General features: G+C 64.7%; 16 protein-coding genes. 9 read left to right on the top strand and 7 right to left on the bottom strand.

The window, feature by feature from the left end:
- The first annotated feature begins 116 nt into the window (after nucleotides 1-116).
- Nucleotides 117-791, top strand: coding sequence for a Crp/Fnr family transcriptional regulator (locus KYG_RS07980; RefSeq protein ID WP_008904352.1), 675 nt, complete (start codon nucleotides 117-119; stop codon nucleotides 789-791).
- 155 nt (nucleotides 792-946) lie between these two features.
- Entirely contained in the window at nucleotides 947-1,648 is a 702-nt protein-coding gene (locus KYG_RS07985) for a Crp/Fnr family transcriptional regulator (RefSeq protein ID WP_008904353.1), read from the top strand.
- A gap of 39 nt (nucleotides 1,649-1,687) precedes the next feature.
- Here the strand turns inward: KYG_RS07985 and KYG_RS07990 are convergent, their stop codons facing one another.
- Nucleotides 1,688-2,305: a BON domain-containing protein gene (locus KYG_RS07990; RefSeq protein ID WP_008904354.1), complete on the bottom strand. Its 618-nt coding sequence runs from the start codon at nucleotides 2,303-2,305 to the stop codon at nucleotides 1,688-1,690.
- 129 nt (nucleotides 2,306-2,434) lie between these two features.
- Nucleotides 2,435-3,298 (bottom strand): GGDEF domain-containing protein, encoded by an 864-nt coding sequence (locus KYG_RS07995; protein ID WP_008904355.1) that lies wholly within the window; start codon nucleotides 3,296-3,298, stop codon nucleotides 2,435-2,437.
- Nucleotides 3,299-3,682: 384 nt separating this feature from the next.
- Between KYG_RS07995 and KYG_RS08000 the strand changes: the two genes are divergently transcribed.
- Together KYG_RS08000 and KYG_RS08005 are read left to right on the top strand one after the other, a co-directional pair.
- Nucleotides 3,683-4,705 carry a diguanylate cyclase gene (locus tag KYG_RS08000; RefSeq protein WP_008904356.1) on the top strand — a complete coding sequence of 341 codons (1,023 nt, stop codon included), beginning with the start codon at nucleotides 3,683-3,685 and terminating at the stop codon, nucleotides 4,703-4,705.
- A 93-nt stretch (nucleotides 4,706-4,798) separates the two neighbouring features.
- Nucleotides 4,799-6,016: a multidrug effflux MFS transporter gene (locus tag KYG_RS08005; protein WP_008904357.1), complete on the top strand. Its 1,218-nt coding sequence runs from the start codon at nucleotides 4,799-4,801 to the stop codon at nucleotides 6,014-6,016.
- A gap of 90 nt (nucleotides 6,017-6,106) precedes the next feature.
- Here KYG_RS08005 and KYG_RS08010 read toward each other — a convergent pair whose 3' ends face one another.
- From KYG_RS08010 to KYG_RS08030, 5 genes are all read right to left on the bottom strand, one after another.
- Nucleotides 6,107-7,030, bottom strand: coding sequence for an NAD(P)H-hydrate dehydratase (locus tag KYG_RS08010; RefSeq protein WP_034693702.1), 924 nt, complete (start codon nucleotides 7,028-7,030; stop codon nucleotides 6,107-6,109).
- 3 nt (nucleotides 7,031-7,033) lie between these two features.
- Entirely contained in the window at nucleotides 7,034-7,801 is a 768-nt protein-coding gene (locus KYG_RS08015; protein WP_008904359.1) for a histidine phosphatase family protein, read from the bottom strand.
- Nucleotides 7,802-7,810: 9 nt separating this feature from the next.
- The gene (locus tag KYG_RS08020; protein WP_008904360.1) at nucleotides 7,811-8,095 is read right to left on the bottom strand and encodes a hypothetical protein; all 285 of its coding nucleotides are present in this window, start codon (nucleotides 8,093-8,095) and stop codon (nucleotides 7,811-7,813) included.
- 104 nt (nucleotides 8,096-8,199) lie between these two features.
- Nucleotides 8,200-9,312, bottom strand: coding sequence for a DUF72 domain-containing protein (locus KYG_RS08025; protein ID WP_008904361.1), 1,113 nt, complete (start codon nucleotides 9,310-9,312; stop codon nucleotides 8,200-8,202).
- Nucleotides 9,313-9,353: 41 nt separating this feature from the next.
- On the bottom strand, nucleotides 9,354-9,764 hold the full coding sequence (locus KYG_RS08030) for a hypothetical protein (RefSeq protein ID WP_008904362.1): 411 nt from the start codon (nucleotides 9,762-9,764) through the stop codon (nucleotides 9,354-9,356).
- Nucleotides 9,765-9,925: 161 nt separating this feature from the next.
- Here KYG_RS08030 and KYG_RS08035 point away from each other — a divergent pair, with 161 nt between their 5' ends.
- From KYG_RS08035 to KYG_RS24320, 5 genes are all read left to right on the top strand, one after another.
- Nucleotides 9,926-12,295, top strand: coding sequence for a Tex family protein (locus KYG_RS08035; protein ID WP_008904363.1), 2,370 nt, complete (start codon nucleotides 9,926-9,928; stop codon nucleotides 12,293-12,295).
- Nucleotides 12,296-12,352: 57 nt separating this feature from the next.
- Nucleotides 12,353-13,180, top strand: coding sequence for an HDOD domain-containing protein (locus KYG_RS08040; RefSeq protein ID WP_008904364.1), 828 nt, complete (start codon nucleotides 12,353-12,355; stop codon nucleotides 13,178-13,180).
- 82 nt (nucleotides 13,181-13,262) lie between these two features.
- Complete coding sequence (locus tag KYG_RS08045) at nucleotides 13,263-14,426, top strand: patatin-like phospholipase family protein (protein WP_034693734.1); 1,164 nt, start codon at nucleotides 13,263-13,265, stop codon at nucleotides 14,424-14,426.
- Nucleotides 14,427-14,567: 141 nt separating this feature from the next.
- Nucleotides 14,568-15,224, top strand: a complete 657-nt coding sequence (locus tag KYG_RS23680) for an N-acetylmuramoyl-L-alanine amidase (protein WP_139019330.1) — start codon at nucleotides 14,568-14,570, stop codon at nucleotides 15,222-15,224.
- Nucleotides 15,218-15,724: a hypothetical protein gene (locus KYG_RS24320; RefSeq protein ID WP_139019331.1), complete on the top strand. Its 507-nt coding sequence runs from the start codon at nucleotides 15,218-15,220 to the stop codon at nucleotides 15,722-15,724. The genes KYG_RS23680 and KYG_RS24320 overlap by 7 nt, the downstream gene beginning before the upstream one ends.

A 15,724-nucleotide genomic window follows, 5' to 3' on the forward strand; every position in this document is an offset into this window, starting at 1 on the left:
ATTGGCTGCTTGCCCAGCGGGGCAGGCACCACCGCGATGGTGGTGCGCCCCGCGTTCCACAAGGTGCCACCATCAAACGATCCAACTCTCCCCTTCAGAATCAGCTGCTGGCCGCTTTGCCGGAGGCGGACCTGCAGCGCTGGCTGCCTCAGCTGGAGACGGTGGAACTGGCACTGGGGCAGGTGCTGTACGAATCCGGCGCAACCATGCCGTATGTGTATTTCCCTACCAACGCCATCGTGTCGTTGCTGTACGTGCTGGAGGACGGTGCCTCGGCCGAGATTGCGGTGGTGGGCTTTAAGGGCCTGGTGGGTATCTCGATCTTCATGGGCGGTGGCACCACGCCCAGCCGTGCGGTGGTGCAAAGTGCCGGGTCGGGCTACCGCCTGCGTGCCGAGGTGATCAAGCACGAGTTCGAGCGCTCCGGGCCGGTGATGCACCTGCTGCTGCGCTACACCCAGGCGCTCATTACCCAGATGGCACAAACCGCCGTGTGCAACCGCCACCACTCGCTGGACCAGCAGCTGTGCCGCTGGCTGCTGCTGAGTCTGGACCGCCTGCAAAGCAACCAGCTGGTGATGACGCAGGAGCTGATTGCCAACATGCTGGGCGTGCGGCGCGAGGGCGTGACCGAAGCGGCCCTCAAACTGCAGCGCGCGGGGCTCATCAGCTATGCCCGCGGCCACATCAATGTGCTGGATCGACCGGGCCTGGAAGGGCGCACCTGCGAGTGCTACGACGTCGTCAAGAAGGAGTACGACCGGTTGCTGCCCGAGGGCGTTGCAAGTTAGCCTGCCGGGAGCAGCGCGCTGTGTGCGCTGGCAGACAGTCACGGTGCAAAGGGGCGCCCACACTGCGCCCAGACCTGTGCTGGGCGAGCCCCTGCGAGGTTGTCATGACGCCCCCGCTTCTCAGTGCGGCGCTGGCCGACTCCTGGAACTCCCTGATGCACCGTCCCGAAAACACCCTTCTTCAACAGTTGTCTCCTGCTGCGCGCCAGCAGCTGCTGGACCATTGCAAGCCGTTCGAGCTGGTGCTTTCCGCAGAGTTGAGCGTGCGAGGCCAGCCGCTGGAACATGCCCACTTTCCCGTGGAAGGCTTCCTGTCTCTGGTGATCGATGTGGACAGCCACCCACCGCTTGAAGTCGGCATGGTGGGAGCCGAGGCCATGCTGGGCTCTGAGCTGATCCTGGGCTTGGCTCCCACACCCTGGCGGGCGCTGGTGCAGGGGGCTGGATCGAGCTGGCGCATCGGCGCCCGGCAACTGCGGGCACAGGTTCAAGCGATTCCCGAGCTGGAAGCCTTGCTCCAGTCCTGTCTGCTGGCGCGCCTGCACCAGCAGACACTGGCGGCAGCGTGCCAGCGCTACCACCCGATTGCGCCGCGCCTGGCGCGCTGGCTGTTGATGAGCCAGGACCGATCGCGTTCGGAGTGTTTTCACGTGACCCAGGAGTTCATGGCGCTGATGCTGGGCGTGCGCAGGGCGGGCGTTACGGAGGCGGCCAGCCATTTTCAGGACAGCGGGCTGATTACCTACCACCGTGGCGAGTTGACGGTGCGTGACCGCCACGCGCTGGAGGCCCAGGCCTGCAGCTGCTACGCCGCCGACAAGCAGATCTACCAGCGGTTGATGACGGCCAAGCGCTGATGTACGGTGCACCCGGTGGTCGATGGCCCCCAAAGTAGTCTATGGCTTGATCAACAGCTCATCCTGAATGCTGCGAATGCCCAGTACTCGGTGTGCCATTCCAACCCAGCGGGACGGGCGGTGCGCCTTCTCTGGGGTGACCGAGTTGTCTGCGGAGAGCGGATGACTCACCGAGATCACCGGGGTGGGGGTGTTTGAAGGCTGCCCCCCCCGGCCCGAACGCTCAACGGGCGGAATTTGGCCCGGGGGGCGTGCGGCCGTCAGGCCGCCCGGGTCGACGCTATAGGCCTTCTCGGTGGTTTCAGCGGCGGCCAAGCCCGAGGAGAACATGAAGCTGTCCACAGAATTCACCCCTGGAACGGTTTGCGCCACAAACACGGCCAGATCGATCTGCGTGGTGTTCACCGCCATGCCGCTGAGCAAAACCACCCCCTCGTGCGTTTCAATGCCGATGTTGAAGCTGTTCACCACTGGCGAGCGCAGGAGTGCGGCACGGACGCGGGATGTCAGCACACTGTCGTCCACGTAGGCCGTCGGGGAGGGCTTTGCCGGTACCTTCGGTGTGGCCATCTCGATGCGCTTGCATCCCTGCAGCGACATCACAGCAAGCGCCCCCAACAGGGCGCCTGAAAGTTGGCGGGGTGTGGGATGGCGCATGAAACAGTCCTTTGGAAGGCGGTCACCCTGGTGGTGGCCGGTGCTTGTACTGTTCCACGGCGCGCGGCGGTGGTCTGTTCGTAACCGCACCCATGTGGCGTTTTTACTTGGGAGCAGCGGGCTTCGGGGTCATGCGGTTTCGCCGTAAAACGCAAACCCGCGCCGCTCGCGCTTGGCCGCGTACATGGCTGCATCCGCGCAGGCCAGCAGGTCCTTGGCCACCGTGCCGTGCTGGGGGCACATGGCTACGCCGATGCTGGGGCGCACCAGCAATTGCAGGTCGGCGACCTTCATGGGACGGGAGACGGCGCCCAGCAACTTGGTGCACAGCTGGCGCAGCGGTACGGCGTCGGCCACACCATGCAGCAGGCATGCGAATTCGTCGCCACCCAGACGCACCACCAGGTCACCTTGCCGCACCGCTGCACTCAGCCGTGCGGCGGTGATGCGCAGCACCTCGTCGCCCACACCGTGTCCATGGGTGTCGTTCACAGCCTTGAAGTGGTCCAGGTCGATATAGATCACCGCAGGCCCTGGGTGGTCGGGCCCGCGTTGCGCCAGGGCGTGTCCCAGTTGCTGCAGCAGGTGGCGGCGGTTGGGCAGGGAGGTCAGCTCATCGTGCATGGCCAGGTGGCGCGCCTGGCGCTCACCACCGCGCACACAGGCCAGGTCGGCTTCGGCCTGGGCGAGGGCCTTGCGGGTTCCATGGATGGCACGCTCCAGCTCCTGCCGCTGGGCGGTCTCCCGTTGGAGGGCCTGGTGCATATCCTCCAGCGCGGCGACACAGTCTGGCATTGTGAAGCCGGCGCCGGGCCTTGAATGCAGGGCGTGCGCAGGGTAAGCCACATGCGGTGGAGCCTGAGTTGCCCAGGGGCGCACCCACTGCGCAAGCACGGCGCGGGTGATGTGGTTCCAGCGCTGCAGTTGCGCAGTGGATGGCCAGGAGGTGGTGAGGGCCTTGCCCCACAGGAACTGTTTTTGGTGGTTACCCATATGCCGAGCCCTGTTGCGCCTCCCCCTTCCATGGGGGCGGCTCGCCTTGCGGCGTGTTGTCAGGGTGCGTGGCCCTGTTGCGCAGAGTCTGGAAGGTTGCAAGCCGTGCCACTGTCTGGCAACGCACATAGCTGGGCGCGTGCGACCTGTGGGCTTTGCATGCTGCAGGCTGCACCCAGAACGAAGTGGTGTCCTGTTGCCGGTGTTACATTCAGTTTTATCGCTCGGAGGCTGGCGGACTTGGACGTCATCGGCTGCAAATCGGCCGCAGCGGTCCGTTTTTCACCGTCTTTTTGCCTCATAGCTGGCTATGGAGCTATCGACGTTCCAAGTCCGACAGTCTCCTGAAAGCAACTGTTTGAGCCTCTGGCCAGGAGTCCTCCCATGTCCCCAGAACGCCAACGGCTGGTCCGCCTGCTGTTCGACGAATACATCGAGATGTATGCCGCGCGGGATGCGAGGCTGGTCACCCGCTTCAGCGACGACTTCAGCGGCTTTGCGGGCAGCAGCGACCAGCTGATCAAGAGCCGTAGCGACTGGGTGGACGTCACCTTGCAGGACTTTGCCCAGGTGCCCGGGCGCATCGGCATTGACGTGGTGGACATCTTCCCCCAGGAGCTGAGCGATGACGTGGTGGCTGTCACCGCGTTTTTCCACATCCACCTGCCCATGCCTGACGTAGTGTTTGCCCGCGAGACCGTGCGACTGGTGCTGTTGTTTCGCCATGAGGGCGACGACTGGAAGATTGCGCACAGCAGCTTTTCCATCCCCTACGGCCTGGCGTGTGAAGGCGAGGTGTTTCCGGTAGGTCGCCTGCAGCAGCGCAACCTGGAGCTGGAGGCCCTGGTGGAGGAGCGCACCCAGGCCCTGGCCGAGGCGAACCAGCGCCTGCAGTTGATCAGCAACACCGACGGGCTCACCGGCATTGCCAACCGTCGGCATTTTGACCAGACCCTGGCGCATGAATGGGCGCGGGCCCAACGGGCGCGCACGCCGCTCTCGCTCATCATGCTGGACGTGGACGTGTTCAAGCACTTCAATGACCACTACGGCCACCTGGCCGGAGACAAATGCCTGCAGACCCTGGCCCTGACCCTGGCGCAAACGGGCGGACGCCGCGATGGCGACCTGGTGGCGCGCTTTGGCGGCGAGGAGTTTGTGGCGCTGCTCCCCGCCTCCGACGCGCCGGCGGCCCTGGAAGTGGCGCGCCAGATCCAGCACGCCGTGCAGTCGCTGGCCCTGCCGCACGAAGGCGCCCCGTTTGGCATCGTGACGGTGAGCTTTGGCGTGGCCACCGTGGTGCCCGAGCGTGATCAGGCCCCCGAAGAACTCGTGCGCCGCGCCGACCGGGCGATGTACCAGGCCAAGCAGTCTGGCCGCAACTGCATTGTGGTGGCGCCTGACTGAAGCCTGCGGGCATCCGCGCTGCGCCAGCCGCAGCGGCTGTTCATTCAGGGTTTACCCGAATGAAACGCGCCGAAGTGGCGACAATGGGCGGCTATGCATTTTTCCCGTTTTCTCAAAATGGCCCTCATTCTGGGCCTGCTCTCGGCCATCGGGCCGTTTGCCATCGACATGTACCTGCCCGCTCTGCCCGACATTGGCGCCAGTCTGGGGGCATCTGTGGGCGCCGTGCAGTGGAGCCTGACGGCGTTTTTCCTGGCGCTCGGTGTCGGCCAGCTGTTTTATGGCCCCATTTCCGACATGGTGGGGCGCAAGCCGCCGCTGTACTTTGGCCTGGGCGTGTTCACGCTGGCCAGTGTGGGCTGCGCGCTGGCGACAGACATCGAAACGCTGGTGGCCCTGCGTTTTGTACAGGGGCTGGGGGCGGCGGCGGGCATGGCCATACCGCGCGCGGTGGTGCGCGACCTGCACACGGGCACCGAAGCGGCGCGCCTGATGTCGCTGCTGATGCTGGTGTTCAGCGTGTCACCCATCCTGGCGCCGCTCGCAGGCAGCGGGGTGATTGCGCTGACCGGCTGGCGCGGTGTGTTCTGGGTGGTGGCCGTGGCCGCCGTGGCGGGGCTGGCGCTGGTGTGGGGGAGCCTGCGGGAGACGCGCCCTGCGGCCGACCGCGTGGAAAGCAGCCTGGGTGGAGCCCTGCGCGCCTATGCATTGCTACTGCGCGACGGGCACTATTTGGGCCTGGTGTTCATAGGCGGCTGCGCCATGGCCGGTTTTTTTGTGTATCTGGCGGGCTCGCCCTTTGTGCTCATCAACCACTATGGGCTTACGCCCACGCAGTACAGCCTGGCTTTTGGGGTTAACGCGGCGGCGTTCATCGGCGCCTCCCAGTTCACCGCCACGCTGGGTGAGCGCTTTGGCATGGTGCGGGTGGTAAAGGCGGCGGCCACGGCCTCGGGCGCGGTGATGGCGTCCTTGCTGCTGTACTACCTGGCGGGCGGTGATGACCTGGCGGTGCTGATCGGCTTGTACTTTGGTGCCAGCGCGCTCATGGGGCTGGTGATACCCACCACCTCGGTGCTGGCGCTGGAAAAGCATGGCGCGATCGCCGGCACGGCATCCGCCCTGCTGGGCACCCTGCAGATGCTGACCGGCGCAGCCGCCATGGGCGTTGTGGGCCTGTTTGCCAATGGCAAACCGCTGCCCATGGTGGTGGGAATGGCCACTGGCGCGTTGCTGGGGGTGGTGCTGTGCTGGATCACCCTCGCACGCGACCCGGCCCGGCGCACGGTCGCGACGCACAAGGCATCTTGATGCCTTCACTATTTATTTGATAGCTGCTGGCGCTTATCCATCAAGCGTCGGAGGCCTTTTTGGCACTTGTTTAGTACGGTGTTGGCCGCATCAACCCCTGCGTAACCCGCCGCCGGGGCGGGGTGCCAGCGCGTGGATCAGGGCCGGCACCTGGGCCGAAAGCTCCCGTGCCAGGTACCCAAGGCTGCCCTGGTCCTGCGCCAGCGCAATGCCGGCCCGTGCATGCAGCCAAACGCCCCAGGCGCATGCGTGCAGGGGGGCGGCGCCGCGCGCGGCCAGTCCACCGATCAGCCCGGCCAGCGTGTCGCCGGAGCCCGAGGTGGCCAGGCCGGGTGTTCCGCCTGCAAAACGCAGAGCGGTTCCATCGGGCTGCGCAATGAAGGTGGTGCTGCCCTTGAGGGCAACACAAGCGCCCCAGCGCCGGGCGCCAGCCAACGCGGCCTGAAGCGGTTGCGCCAGTACGGCCTCTTTGGTGTCGCCGGTCAGGTGGGCCATTTCGCCGGCGTGCGGCGTCATCACCACGGGTTGTGTGAGCGGCAGGGCGTCGCGCACCACCGACATCGCAAGTGCATCAAGCACCACCGTGCTCTGCCGAAACAGCGGCAGCATTGCGCGCACGAACGCCACGCTGCGGGCCTCGTCCAGCATGCCCGGGCCCAGCACCACGGCGCTCACGCGATCGGCCAGAGGGCCCAGACGCTCGCAGTCGCGCGCAGCAAACCCGCCAGCGCGGGTTTCGGCCAGGCCCATCACGCGCGCTTCCGGTATGGCCAGTGCCAGGCCTTGCGCCACCCGCTCGGGCGCCGCCACCGTCAGCTTGCCAGCGCCGGCGCGCAGGGCCGCAACGGCAGCCAACAGCGCTGCGCCGGGCATCTCGTGGCTGCCGGCCACCACCAGCACATGGCCGCGCTGCTCCTTGTCGGCATCGTCGCCGGGCGCCGGCAATGGCCAGCGGCGCAGCAAGGCCTCGGTCAAGGCCCGGGGGCGGGGTGTGCGTGGGGCGGGGGAGGCCATGCGTCAAGGCTTGGGAGCAGCCGCGGCGTCGGGCTCGCGCGTCACGGGGGTGCGGGTATTGCGCAGCGGCGCCAGAAAGTTTGCCTGCACCAGCTGCATGCCTGCATCGGCGCGCCCCTCGGCAGTGCGGAGGGCGCGGTAAGTGGTGACGGCGCAGTTGGGTACGTCGCCCTGGCGGTCGATGTCCAGAATCTGCTGCTCGTCCATCTGCTCGATCAAGTAGCGCACACAGTTGACGATGACCTGGTGCGCCACGATGAGTACGCGCTGCCCTGCGTATTCGCGCGTCACCATTTCCTGCAGGCTGCGCAGGCGCAGGATCACGTCGCACCAGCTCTCGCCACCGGGCGGCCTGAAGTAAAACTTGCCCACATGGGCCCGCTGTTCGGCCAGCTGGGCATGGTGTTGTTCGATGCCCCACTTGGTGAGCCGGTCCAGAATGCCGAACTCCTTTTCGCGCAGCCGCTCGTCCAGGCGCAGCGTTGCGTGCTCCAGGCGGCTGTGCTGCGCCACCAGCCTCGCAGTCTGCACGGCGCGCACGTAGGGAGAGCACAAAATCACCTGCGGCTGTTCGTGCACCGGCGCCTGGCCAAACCATTCGCCCAGTGCAGCCGACTGCTGCTCCCCCAGTTCTGACAGCGGCACATCGATGTCGCGCCATGCGATGTCAATGGTGTGATGCCGTGCAAGCTCGGCTGCATCGCGCGCCACATTGCCTGCGCTTTGGCCGTGGCGCACCACCCACAGCATGTCGGGCCAGCGGGTTTCCATGGCGTCGGATCAGCCGCCAGATTTGCCGGCGCGCCCCGCAGGATGGGGTAAACCACCCGCTGCAGAAGCCACGCGCGCTAGCTTGCTCGCGACCCCGTCGCGCCCCGACGCGGCACGGGCAATCAATGCGCCACCGACTGCGCGGCCGAGCAAGCGCCCCACCAGGCCCCGGCTGCGGCCGGCCCGGCGCAGAAGCAGTACACCGGCGCCCAGCACCAACCAGTGCTCACCGACGAAACCGGGGCGTGCGTCGTCCCACTGTTTGATATCTTGAATTTTTTGAGGCAGGTTCATGGCAATACACCCAAGTGAATCTGTTGCCATGGTGCCGAGACACGCTTGCCGGCGATGTCGGCGCGCCGTTTCGGCGAGCGTGATCCGCGTCCTACACGCGGTGTTCAGCGCCCCGCTGCAGTGGCGGCCGCTACGGCCTCGGCCAGGGCACGCACCGTGCGCGGCGCGCAACCCTCGGCGTGGTTGCTGATCGCCACGTACGCGTTCTGCCCCCGCCGGGTGACGCCCGCAACCACGCTGGCCAGCTCGGCGCGGGTGGGCAGGTCAGGGTGTTGCAGGCAGTCGTAGGGGGTGTACAGGCGTTCGGCCTCTTCATAGCCATACGGGCCATGCACGGGGTTGAGGTTCCAGCGGCACACGAGCGGGCCGGGCCACAGCGCGCGCAGCAGGGGCAGCTGTTGCGGCAGCGGGGGCATCTTGGCATGCAGGCCCAGGCAGTAGGTGGCGCCGGTCTCGCGCAGCACTGCCGCAAAGTCGGGGGTCAGCCATTCGGGGTCGCGCACCTCCACAGCGATCACGCCATCGGGTGCCAGCCGCGTCAGTGCGGGCTGTACGAGCAGCATGGCGCGCAGGCGATCCAGCAGCAGGGGCATGCGGTCCAGCTGCGCCAGCGGCAGGGGGCTGAGCTGAAACACCAGCGCGCCCAGCTTGTGCCCCAGGCCTTGCAGCGCGGGCTCCACGAACTCGCTGCGCGCCAGTTCGGGGCTCAAAAATACCGGGTTGGCCTGGCGGCCCCGGCCGACTTCGCTGCGCACCAGGGCGTCCGTGACCACACTGGGTGCCTTCACCACAAACCGGAAGTCGTCGGGCACCTGCGAGGCATAGCGTTCGTACTCGCTGACGGTGAGCGGGCGGTAAAAGCTGCGGTCGATGCTCACCGTGCGCATCAACGGGTGCTGGGCATACACCGCCAGGCCCTGTTTGGACAGCTGCGTCTCGGAATGCTCGCCCTCCCACACCAGCCCTTGCCAGCCCGGGTAGCTCCAGCTGGACGTGCCCAGGCGCAGCCGTGGGGGCAGGGCGGCTGCCAGCGCACGAAGTGCATCGTCGGGCGTGATGGCGGTGACCTGGCCAGAGCGTTTGCGCCGGGCAGGCGCTTTGGCCAGATCAGCAGCTTCAGCTTCAGCCTCAGCGGCATCGGCCTGGGCGGGCAGGATGGGCCGCCGCTCGGGTGCAGGGGGCCTCGGGACATCGGTGCCGAACAGGTCGTCTTGCATGCGGTGCGTTGCGATAGGTCAGGGGGCGGGGCAGCGCAGCGTTACAGCCCGGAGAACAGCCCGCCTTCGTTCAACAGCTCGTACGTGATCTCCGGCCGCTGGTCCATGCCCTTCTTGATGGCGGCCGGGATGGCCTGGCGTGTCTTGCGGCACAGGCCCCGCTGCTCATGGACCAGGATGGTGATGCCGCGCAGCGTGCGCACCTCATTCGGGCTGGGTGCAATGGTCAGGCGCAAGCCCAGTTGCTGCTCCATGCGGTCTTGCAGGCGCCGCAGGTCGGCAAGGCTGGTGATGTTCTCCAGCCGCTGCAGCAGCTTTTTCTCCTCGGCCTGGGTGAGCTGCAGGATGCGGGCATCAACGTCGGCGTTCGGGGATTGCAGCAGCGCATCCCGGTCGCAGACACAGGCGCCCGGCGGGCATTCCGTGCGGATGGGGAAAGGCAGGGGCTGCATGGAGGGGTACAAGCGGGTGGGTCCTGAAGGCTTGGGCTGTGCATTCTAGACAGCGCGGCCTGCTTTCGAGGCGGGGCGGCGATGGTCGCAAGCGCTGTGGCAAACTCCCGCGCTTCGCGTTTTTGTTCGTTTTGACTGAGTCTCAGAGAGTTTGCCCACACATGCAGCAGATCATCCGGCAGTTGGCCGCAGAAATCAGGGTTAGTGAACAACAGGTGCGCGCAGCCGTGGAGCTGCTGGATGGCGGCGCTACGGTGCCGTTCATCGCCCGCTATCGCAAGGAAGTGACGGGTGGACTGGACGACATCCAGCTGCGCGAGCTGGAGGCGCGCCTGTCGTACCTGCGCGAGCTGGACGACCGCCGCGTGGCCGTGCTCAAGGCCATTGACGAGCAAGGCAAACTGACCGACGCGCTGCGCGCCTCCATCGCCGCTGCTCCAACGAAGCAGGAGCTGGAAGACATCTACCTGCCCTTCAAACAAAAGCGCCGAACCAAGGGACAGATCGCGCGCGAGTTCGGTATCGCGCCGCTGGCCGACAAGCTGTTTGCCGATCCTGCGCTGGACCCTGCTGTAGAGGCCGCCGCGTTCACCAAGCCGCCCGAAGTGCTGGACGATGGCAAGCCGGGTGCAGACTTCTCCACCGTGCCCGCTGTGCTCGATGGCGTGCGCGACATCCTCAGCGAGCGCTGGGCCGAAGACCCGGCACTGGTGCAAAACCTGCGCGAATGGCTGTGGGCCGAGGGGCTGCTGCGCAGCAAGAAGGTCGAATCCAAGAACGAGAACGACCCCGAGGTCTCCAAGTTCCGCGACTACTTCGACTACGACGAGCCCATTGGCCGCGTGCCATCCCACCGTGCCTTGGCTGTGTTCCGCGGGCGCGGGCTGGAGATCCTGGAAGCCAAGCTGGTGCTTCCCGTCGAGCCGGAGCCCGGCAAGCCCAGCCTCGCCGAAGGCAAGATCGCCCTGCATCTGGGCTGGAGCCACCAGGGCCGCAAGGCCGATGACCTCATCCGTAAATGCGTGGCCTGGACCTGGCGCGTCAAGCTGAGCCTTTCGACCGAGCGCGACCTGTTTGCCCGCCTGCGCGACGACGCCGAAAAGGTGGCGATCAAGGTGTTTGCCGACAACCTTCGCGACCTGCTGCTGGCCGCGCCCGCTGGCCCGCGTGTGGTGATGGGCTTGGACCCGGGCATCCGCACGGGCGTGAAGGTGGCCGTGGTGGACAACACGGGCAAACTGGTGGAGACCGCTACGGTGTACCCGCACGAGCCCAAGCGCGACTGGGACGGCTCGCTGTTCACCCTGGCCAAGCTGGTGGAAAAGCACGGTGTGAACCTGATTGCAATTGGCAACGGCACAGCCAGCCGCGAGACCGACAAGCTGGCCGCTGACCTCATCAAGATGGCCGCCAAGGTGGGCCACGCCATTGAGAAGGTGGTGGTGAGCGAGGCCGGTGCCTCGGTGTACTCCGCCAGCGAATACGCCTCGCAAGAGATGCCCGATGTGGACGTGAGCCTGCGCGGCGCCGCCTCCATCGCCCGCCGCCTGCAGGACCCGCTGGCCGAGCTGGTCAAGATCGACCCCAAGAGCATCGGCGTGGGCCAGTACCAGCACGACGTGAACCAGAGCGAGCTGGCGCGCACCCTTGGCACGGTGGTGGAAGACTGCGTGAACTCGGTGGGCGTGGACCTGAATACGGCCAGCGTGCCGCTTTTGAGCCGCGTATCGGGTCTGTCGGGCAGCGTGGCCAAGGCCGTGGTGCGCTGGCGCGAGGCCAATGGCGCGTTCAAGAGCCGCAAGCAGCTAATGGACGTGGCGGGCCTGGGCGCCAAGACCTTTGAGCAAAGCGCGGGCTTCTTGCGCATTCGCGGCGGCGACAACCCGCTCGACATGACCGGCGTGCACCCCGAGACCTACCCCGTGGTCGAGCAGATCATGGAAAAGACCGGCAAGCCCGTGGCCGAGCTCATGGGCCGCGCCGACATGCTCAAGACCCTGAAGCCCGAGCTGTTTGCCAACGAAAAATTCGGCGTCATCACCGTCAGGGACATCCTGGCCGAGCTGGAAAAGCCCGGCCGCGACCCGCGCCCGGACTTCAAGGTGGCGCGCTTCAACGATGGCGTGGAGGACATCAAGGACCTGAAGGAAGGCATGATCCTGGAGGGCACCGTGAGCAACGTGGCCCAGTTCGGCGCCTTCATCGACCTGGGTGTGCACCAGGACGGCCTGATACACGTGAGCCAGCTGGCGCACAAGTTTGTGAACGATGCGCGTGAAGTGGTCAAGACCGGCGACATCGTCAAGGTCAAGGTCATGGAGGTGGACGTGGAGAGGAAGCGCATCGGCCTGTCGATGAAGTTGGGGGATGCACCACCACGCCAGGGCGGTGAACGGGGCGCGTTGCGCGATAACCGGTTTGAAGGCGCAGGCAGAGGCTATGGGCAACCCCAGCGCCGGGGGCCCGAGCCTGTGCAGCAGTCGGCCATGGCGTCGGCTTTTGCGAAGTTGCAACAGGCGAAGAACCGATAGCGACTGTGGGGTGTGGGGGCCATAATCGCCGCACCTTAACCCCCGCGCCCACACCCCATGGAGTTGAACGCACTGCTGGCCGAACCCGTGGCCCTGCCCAGCCTTCCGCGCGCCGTGGCGCTGCTGATGAGCGAGCTGGCCCATGAAGAGCCCAGCCTGCGCCGCCTGAACAAGCTCTTTGGCTCGGATCCGGCACTCGCCGGGCGGCTGCTGGAGCTGGCCAACTCCCACACGTTCCAGGTGCCCCGGCAGATTGCCAACATCCCCGAGGCGCTGGCCTTGCTGGGGACGGCCCAGGTGCGTTCGCTGGTCACCACGGCGCCGCTGGGCACCACCTCGCGTTCGGTGCCCGGGGTCAACATGCAGCAGTTCTGGCGCTACAGCCTCAACACGGCCAAGCTCGCGCGGTCCCTGGCAGGGCTGACGCTGCAAAACCAGACGACTGCCTACACGGCGGGGCTGCTGCACGCGCTGGGTGAGCTGGTGATCCACCTGGCCGATCCGGAAAAAGCCCAGTCGGTCAACACGCTGGTGGCTCCGTTCGACATGCGGCGGGGCAAGATCGAACAACGCATCTTTGGCTACAGCTTCGGCCATGTCACCGCCGGCCTGGCCCGCCGCTGGCGCCTGCCGGAAGTGCTGGTGGACGCCCTGCAGCACCAGGGGGCACCGTTTGACAACAATGCCTACGAGCCCCTGGCGGGTGTCATCCACCTCGCCGCCTGGCGCGCCCGCGCCCGTGAGGCCGAGCTGGGCGAGAAGGAGCTGGCGGTTACCTTCCCGGCAGAGGTGGGGCTGCCTCTGGGCCTGGACATCGACATGGTGCTTCAGCAAGACCCGATTGACTGGACGGCCAAACCGGAAGTCGCAGACTACGTGGTGTGAGCCGGGCAGGGGGTGCGCGTGCAGCCCTGCCTGGGCCATGCCACAGCACAGCACGGCGCCGTGCACTGCGACAATGCCGCCCATGAAAGCCCTGCGCATCCATGCCGGCCCCGTCGCCCGCCAGCACCTTGAACAACGCGGCCTGCAGCCGTCTGATGTGGCGGTCATCCCTGCCGCCGCCGGCGGGCCCAAAGGCCTCATCCTCGGACCGCTGGACCGGTTCATCTTTGGCGACTGGCTGCCGCGCTCGCAACAGCCGGTTCATCTGGTGGGCGCTTCGATTGGCGCATGGCGCATGGCCACGGCGTGCCTGGATGCGTCCGTGGCGGCGTTTGAGCGCCTGGAGAACGACTACATCCACCAGGACTACGAGCTTCCTCCCGGCAAGAAGCGCCCCACGGCAGCCCATGTCAGCGAGCGATTCGGCCAGAACCTGGAGGCGTTCTATGGCGGGCGTGTCGGCGAGGTGCTGAACCATTCCCGTTACCACCTACACATCGTCACGTCGCGCGGGCGGCATTTGCTGGGCCGCGAACACCGTGTCGCCACGCCCCTGGGCTATCTGGGCGCTTTTCTCACCAACACCGTGCACCGCAAGGCCATGGGCGCCTGGCTGGAGCGCGTGGTGTTTTCCTCCGCCGGTGCGGCCTTGCCATTTGCCACCACCGACTACCGCACCCGTCAGGTCGGGCTCACGGCGGACAACTTCATGCAGGCCCTGCAAGCGAGCTGCTCCATTCCGTTTGTGCTGCAGGCCGTACACAACATCCCGGGAGCGCCGCCCGGCGCCTACTGGGACGGGGGCATCACCGACTATCACCTGCACCTGGCCTACGGAAAGCAGCATGGTGAAATTGCAAAAATGATAGCTGCAAGCGCTTATCCAGCAAGCGTTGAAGGCAAAAATGGCCTGAAATCAGGAGCCGCAAGCGCAACTGGCAGCCTCGTGCTGTACCCCCACTTCCAGCACCGCGTGGTGCCCGGCTGGCTCGACAAAAGCCTCAAGTGGCGCCACAAATCCACCGCTGCACTCGACAGCATGGTGGTGTTGTCCCCATGTCCTGACTGGGTACGCACCCTGCCTAATGGCAAACTTCCCGACCGCAACGATTTCACCCACTACGGCGCCGATAGCGCGTCCCGCGCCAAGGCATGGCGGGCGGCGACACGGGCCAGCCAGCAGTTGGCACAGGAATGGGCGGAGTGGCTGGAGCGGCCGGATATGCGGCGGGTCAGCGAACTGTAGATGAAGGGTTTGGCGCGCCTCAATCCCAGGTTGTAAGCGTCATTGCCAAAGTTTCACAATAGATGCCATTGTTGCAATATGTGACGAGCAAACCTGATGCCATGCTGCATAAAATATTTTCCTGACTTTCAGGATATAAAAATGCTCCATATTGATGATCAGGGAATGTTGGTTTCGGCTCGCGTTCGGCCTCGACGTTTCCCCCAAATCGAACGTCAACCTTTATCAGAAGTAAAAGGCATTATTGTTCATCAAACGGGGGCCTCCAGTGCTCAAAGTTCGTTCAATAGTTATGGCAACGCCAATGCGAATGGCGCACATTTCCTGATTGATAAAGACGGAATTATCTATCAGACGGCCTCGATTTTTAAAAGAACCAACCATGTGGGATCCCTGCAGGCGCGATGCCTTGCTGAATATACATGCAAACCTGCAGAATTCAAGAAGTCTGCCAAGTTTCCGCAAGCGAGCGAAATTAGTCGCATGCACGCCGTAGAAATGCTGAAATCGGTCCCCGTGAGGTATCCATCGAATGTAGACAGTATCGGGATTGAAATCGTTGGCAAACCGGTATTACCGCCGGGCAAGTCAGCGCCAGAAGGCGCGACACCCAGACAAAGAGAGGTTTATTTTAATAATAATGCTGTCTATGAAGCTGTGAATGCTGCGCAAAACGGTTCTCTTGCTTGGCTTGTCAAGGAGCTGATTCACGCCTTGAGAATATCAGAGACAGAGGTTTTTAGGCATCCAGTGGTCAGTCGAAAAAATCCGTCCGAAGCAAGTACTGCATCATGGTAAACAAAATCACTCATATACTGGCAGGTTTTCTGATCTTGACCGTTGGTTGCGGCGCGACGACACACACTGGCAGCGAATCAAAAGAAAACCCTGATTGCTCCAGATTTTCATCTATCGACGAAAAACAAGATTGCCAAAGAAATACTGCACGCGCTTATCCATTTCAAAGGATCAAGAGTATTAAAATTACAGGCTCCGGTTACTCTGATGCCGACGGAAAACCGTGTCCCGCAGGCACAGGGTCGCGGTTAACAGCGGCCAGAATACGGCATTTTTTAAAACATTCGGTACCGGTATCCCAGATGGCAGTGATGAATTATTATGGCGAGCATCTCGAATGCTCCAGTGATAACGCTCGAATCACTCTTGTCGATGGGCGTATAGTGCATTTTTCACTGTCCAGCGAAGGAAAGGTGGGTTACCTTTCGCCTGTAGTGAATGGGAAGGAAACTGACGTTTTTTTTATTATTGCAATAGGTGTTCGAGATAGCCCTGTTTAA

The sequence above is a fragment of the Acidovorax sp. NO-1 genome (genome assembly GCF_000238595.1).
Lineage (GTDB): Bacteria > Pseudomonadota > Gammaproteobacteria > Burkholderiales > Burkholderiaceae_C > Acidovorax.

Excerpts from the sequence above, each read along its gene's own strand:
- KYG_RS07985 (WP_008904353.1), top strand. The coding sequence starts at position 947 with ATGCACCGTCCCGAAAACACCCTTCTTCAACAGTTGTCTCCTGCTGCG.
- KYG_RS08045 (WP_034693734.1), top strand. The coding sequence starts at position 13,263 with ATGAAAGCCCTGCGCATCCATGCCGGCCCCGTCGCCCGCCAGCACCTT.
- KYG_RS24320 (WP_139019331.1), top strand. The coding sequence starts at position 15,218 with ATGGTAAACAAAATCACTCATATACTGGCAGGTTTTCTGATCTTGACC.
- KYG_RS08000 (WP_008904356.1), top strand. The coding sequence starts at position 3,683 with ATGTCCCCAGAACGCCAACGGCTGGTCCGCCTGCTGTTCGACGAATAC.
- KYG_RS08030 (WP_008904362.1), bottom strand. The coding sequence starts at position 9,764 with ATGCAGCCCCTGCCTTTCCCCATCCGCACGGAATGCCCGCCGGGCGCC.
- KYG_RS08010 (WP_034693702.1), bottom strand. The coding sequence starts at position 7,030 with ATGGCCTCCCCCGCCCCACGCACACCCCGCCCCCGGGCCTTGACCGAG.
- KYG_RS08035 (WP_008904363.1), top strand. The coding sequence starts at position 9,926 with ATGCAGCAGATCATCCGGCAGTTGGCCGCAGAAATCAGGGTTAGTGAA.
- KYG_RS08025 (WP_008904361.1), bottom strand. The coding sequence starts at position 9,312 with ATGCAAGACGACCTGTTCGGCACCGATGTCCCGAGGCCCCCTGCACCC.
- KYG_RS08040 (WP_008904364.1), top strand. The coding sequence starts at position 12,353 with ATGGAGTTGAACGCACTGCTGGCCGAACCCGTGGCCCTGCCCAGCCTT.
- KYG_RS08020 (WP_008904360.1), bottom strand. The coding sequence starts at position 8,095 with ATGAACCTGCCTCAAAAAATTCAAGATATCAAACAGTGGGACGACGCA.
- KYG_RS08015 (WP_008904359.1), bottom strand. The coding sequence starts at position 7,801 with ATGGAAACCCGCTGGCCCGACATGCTGTGGGTGGTGCGCCACGGCCAA.
- KYG_RS08005 (WP_008904357.1), top strand. The coding sequence starts at position 4,799 with ATGCATTTTTCCCGTTTTCTCAAAATGGCCCTCATTCTGGGCCTGCTC.
- KYG_RS23680 (WP_139019330.1), top strand. The coding sequence starts at position 14,568 with ATGCTCCATATTGATGATCAGGGAATGTTGGTTTCGGCTCGCGTTCGG.
- KYG_RS07995 (WP_008904355.1), bottom strand. The coding sequence starts at position 3,298 with ATGGGTAACCACCAAAAACAGTTCCTGTGGGGCAAGGCCCTCACCACC.
- KYG_RS07990 (WP_008904354.1), bottom strand. The coding sequence starts at position 2,305 with ATGCGCCATCCCACACCCCGCCAACTTTCAGGCGCCCTGTTGGGGGCG.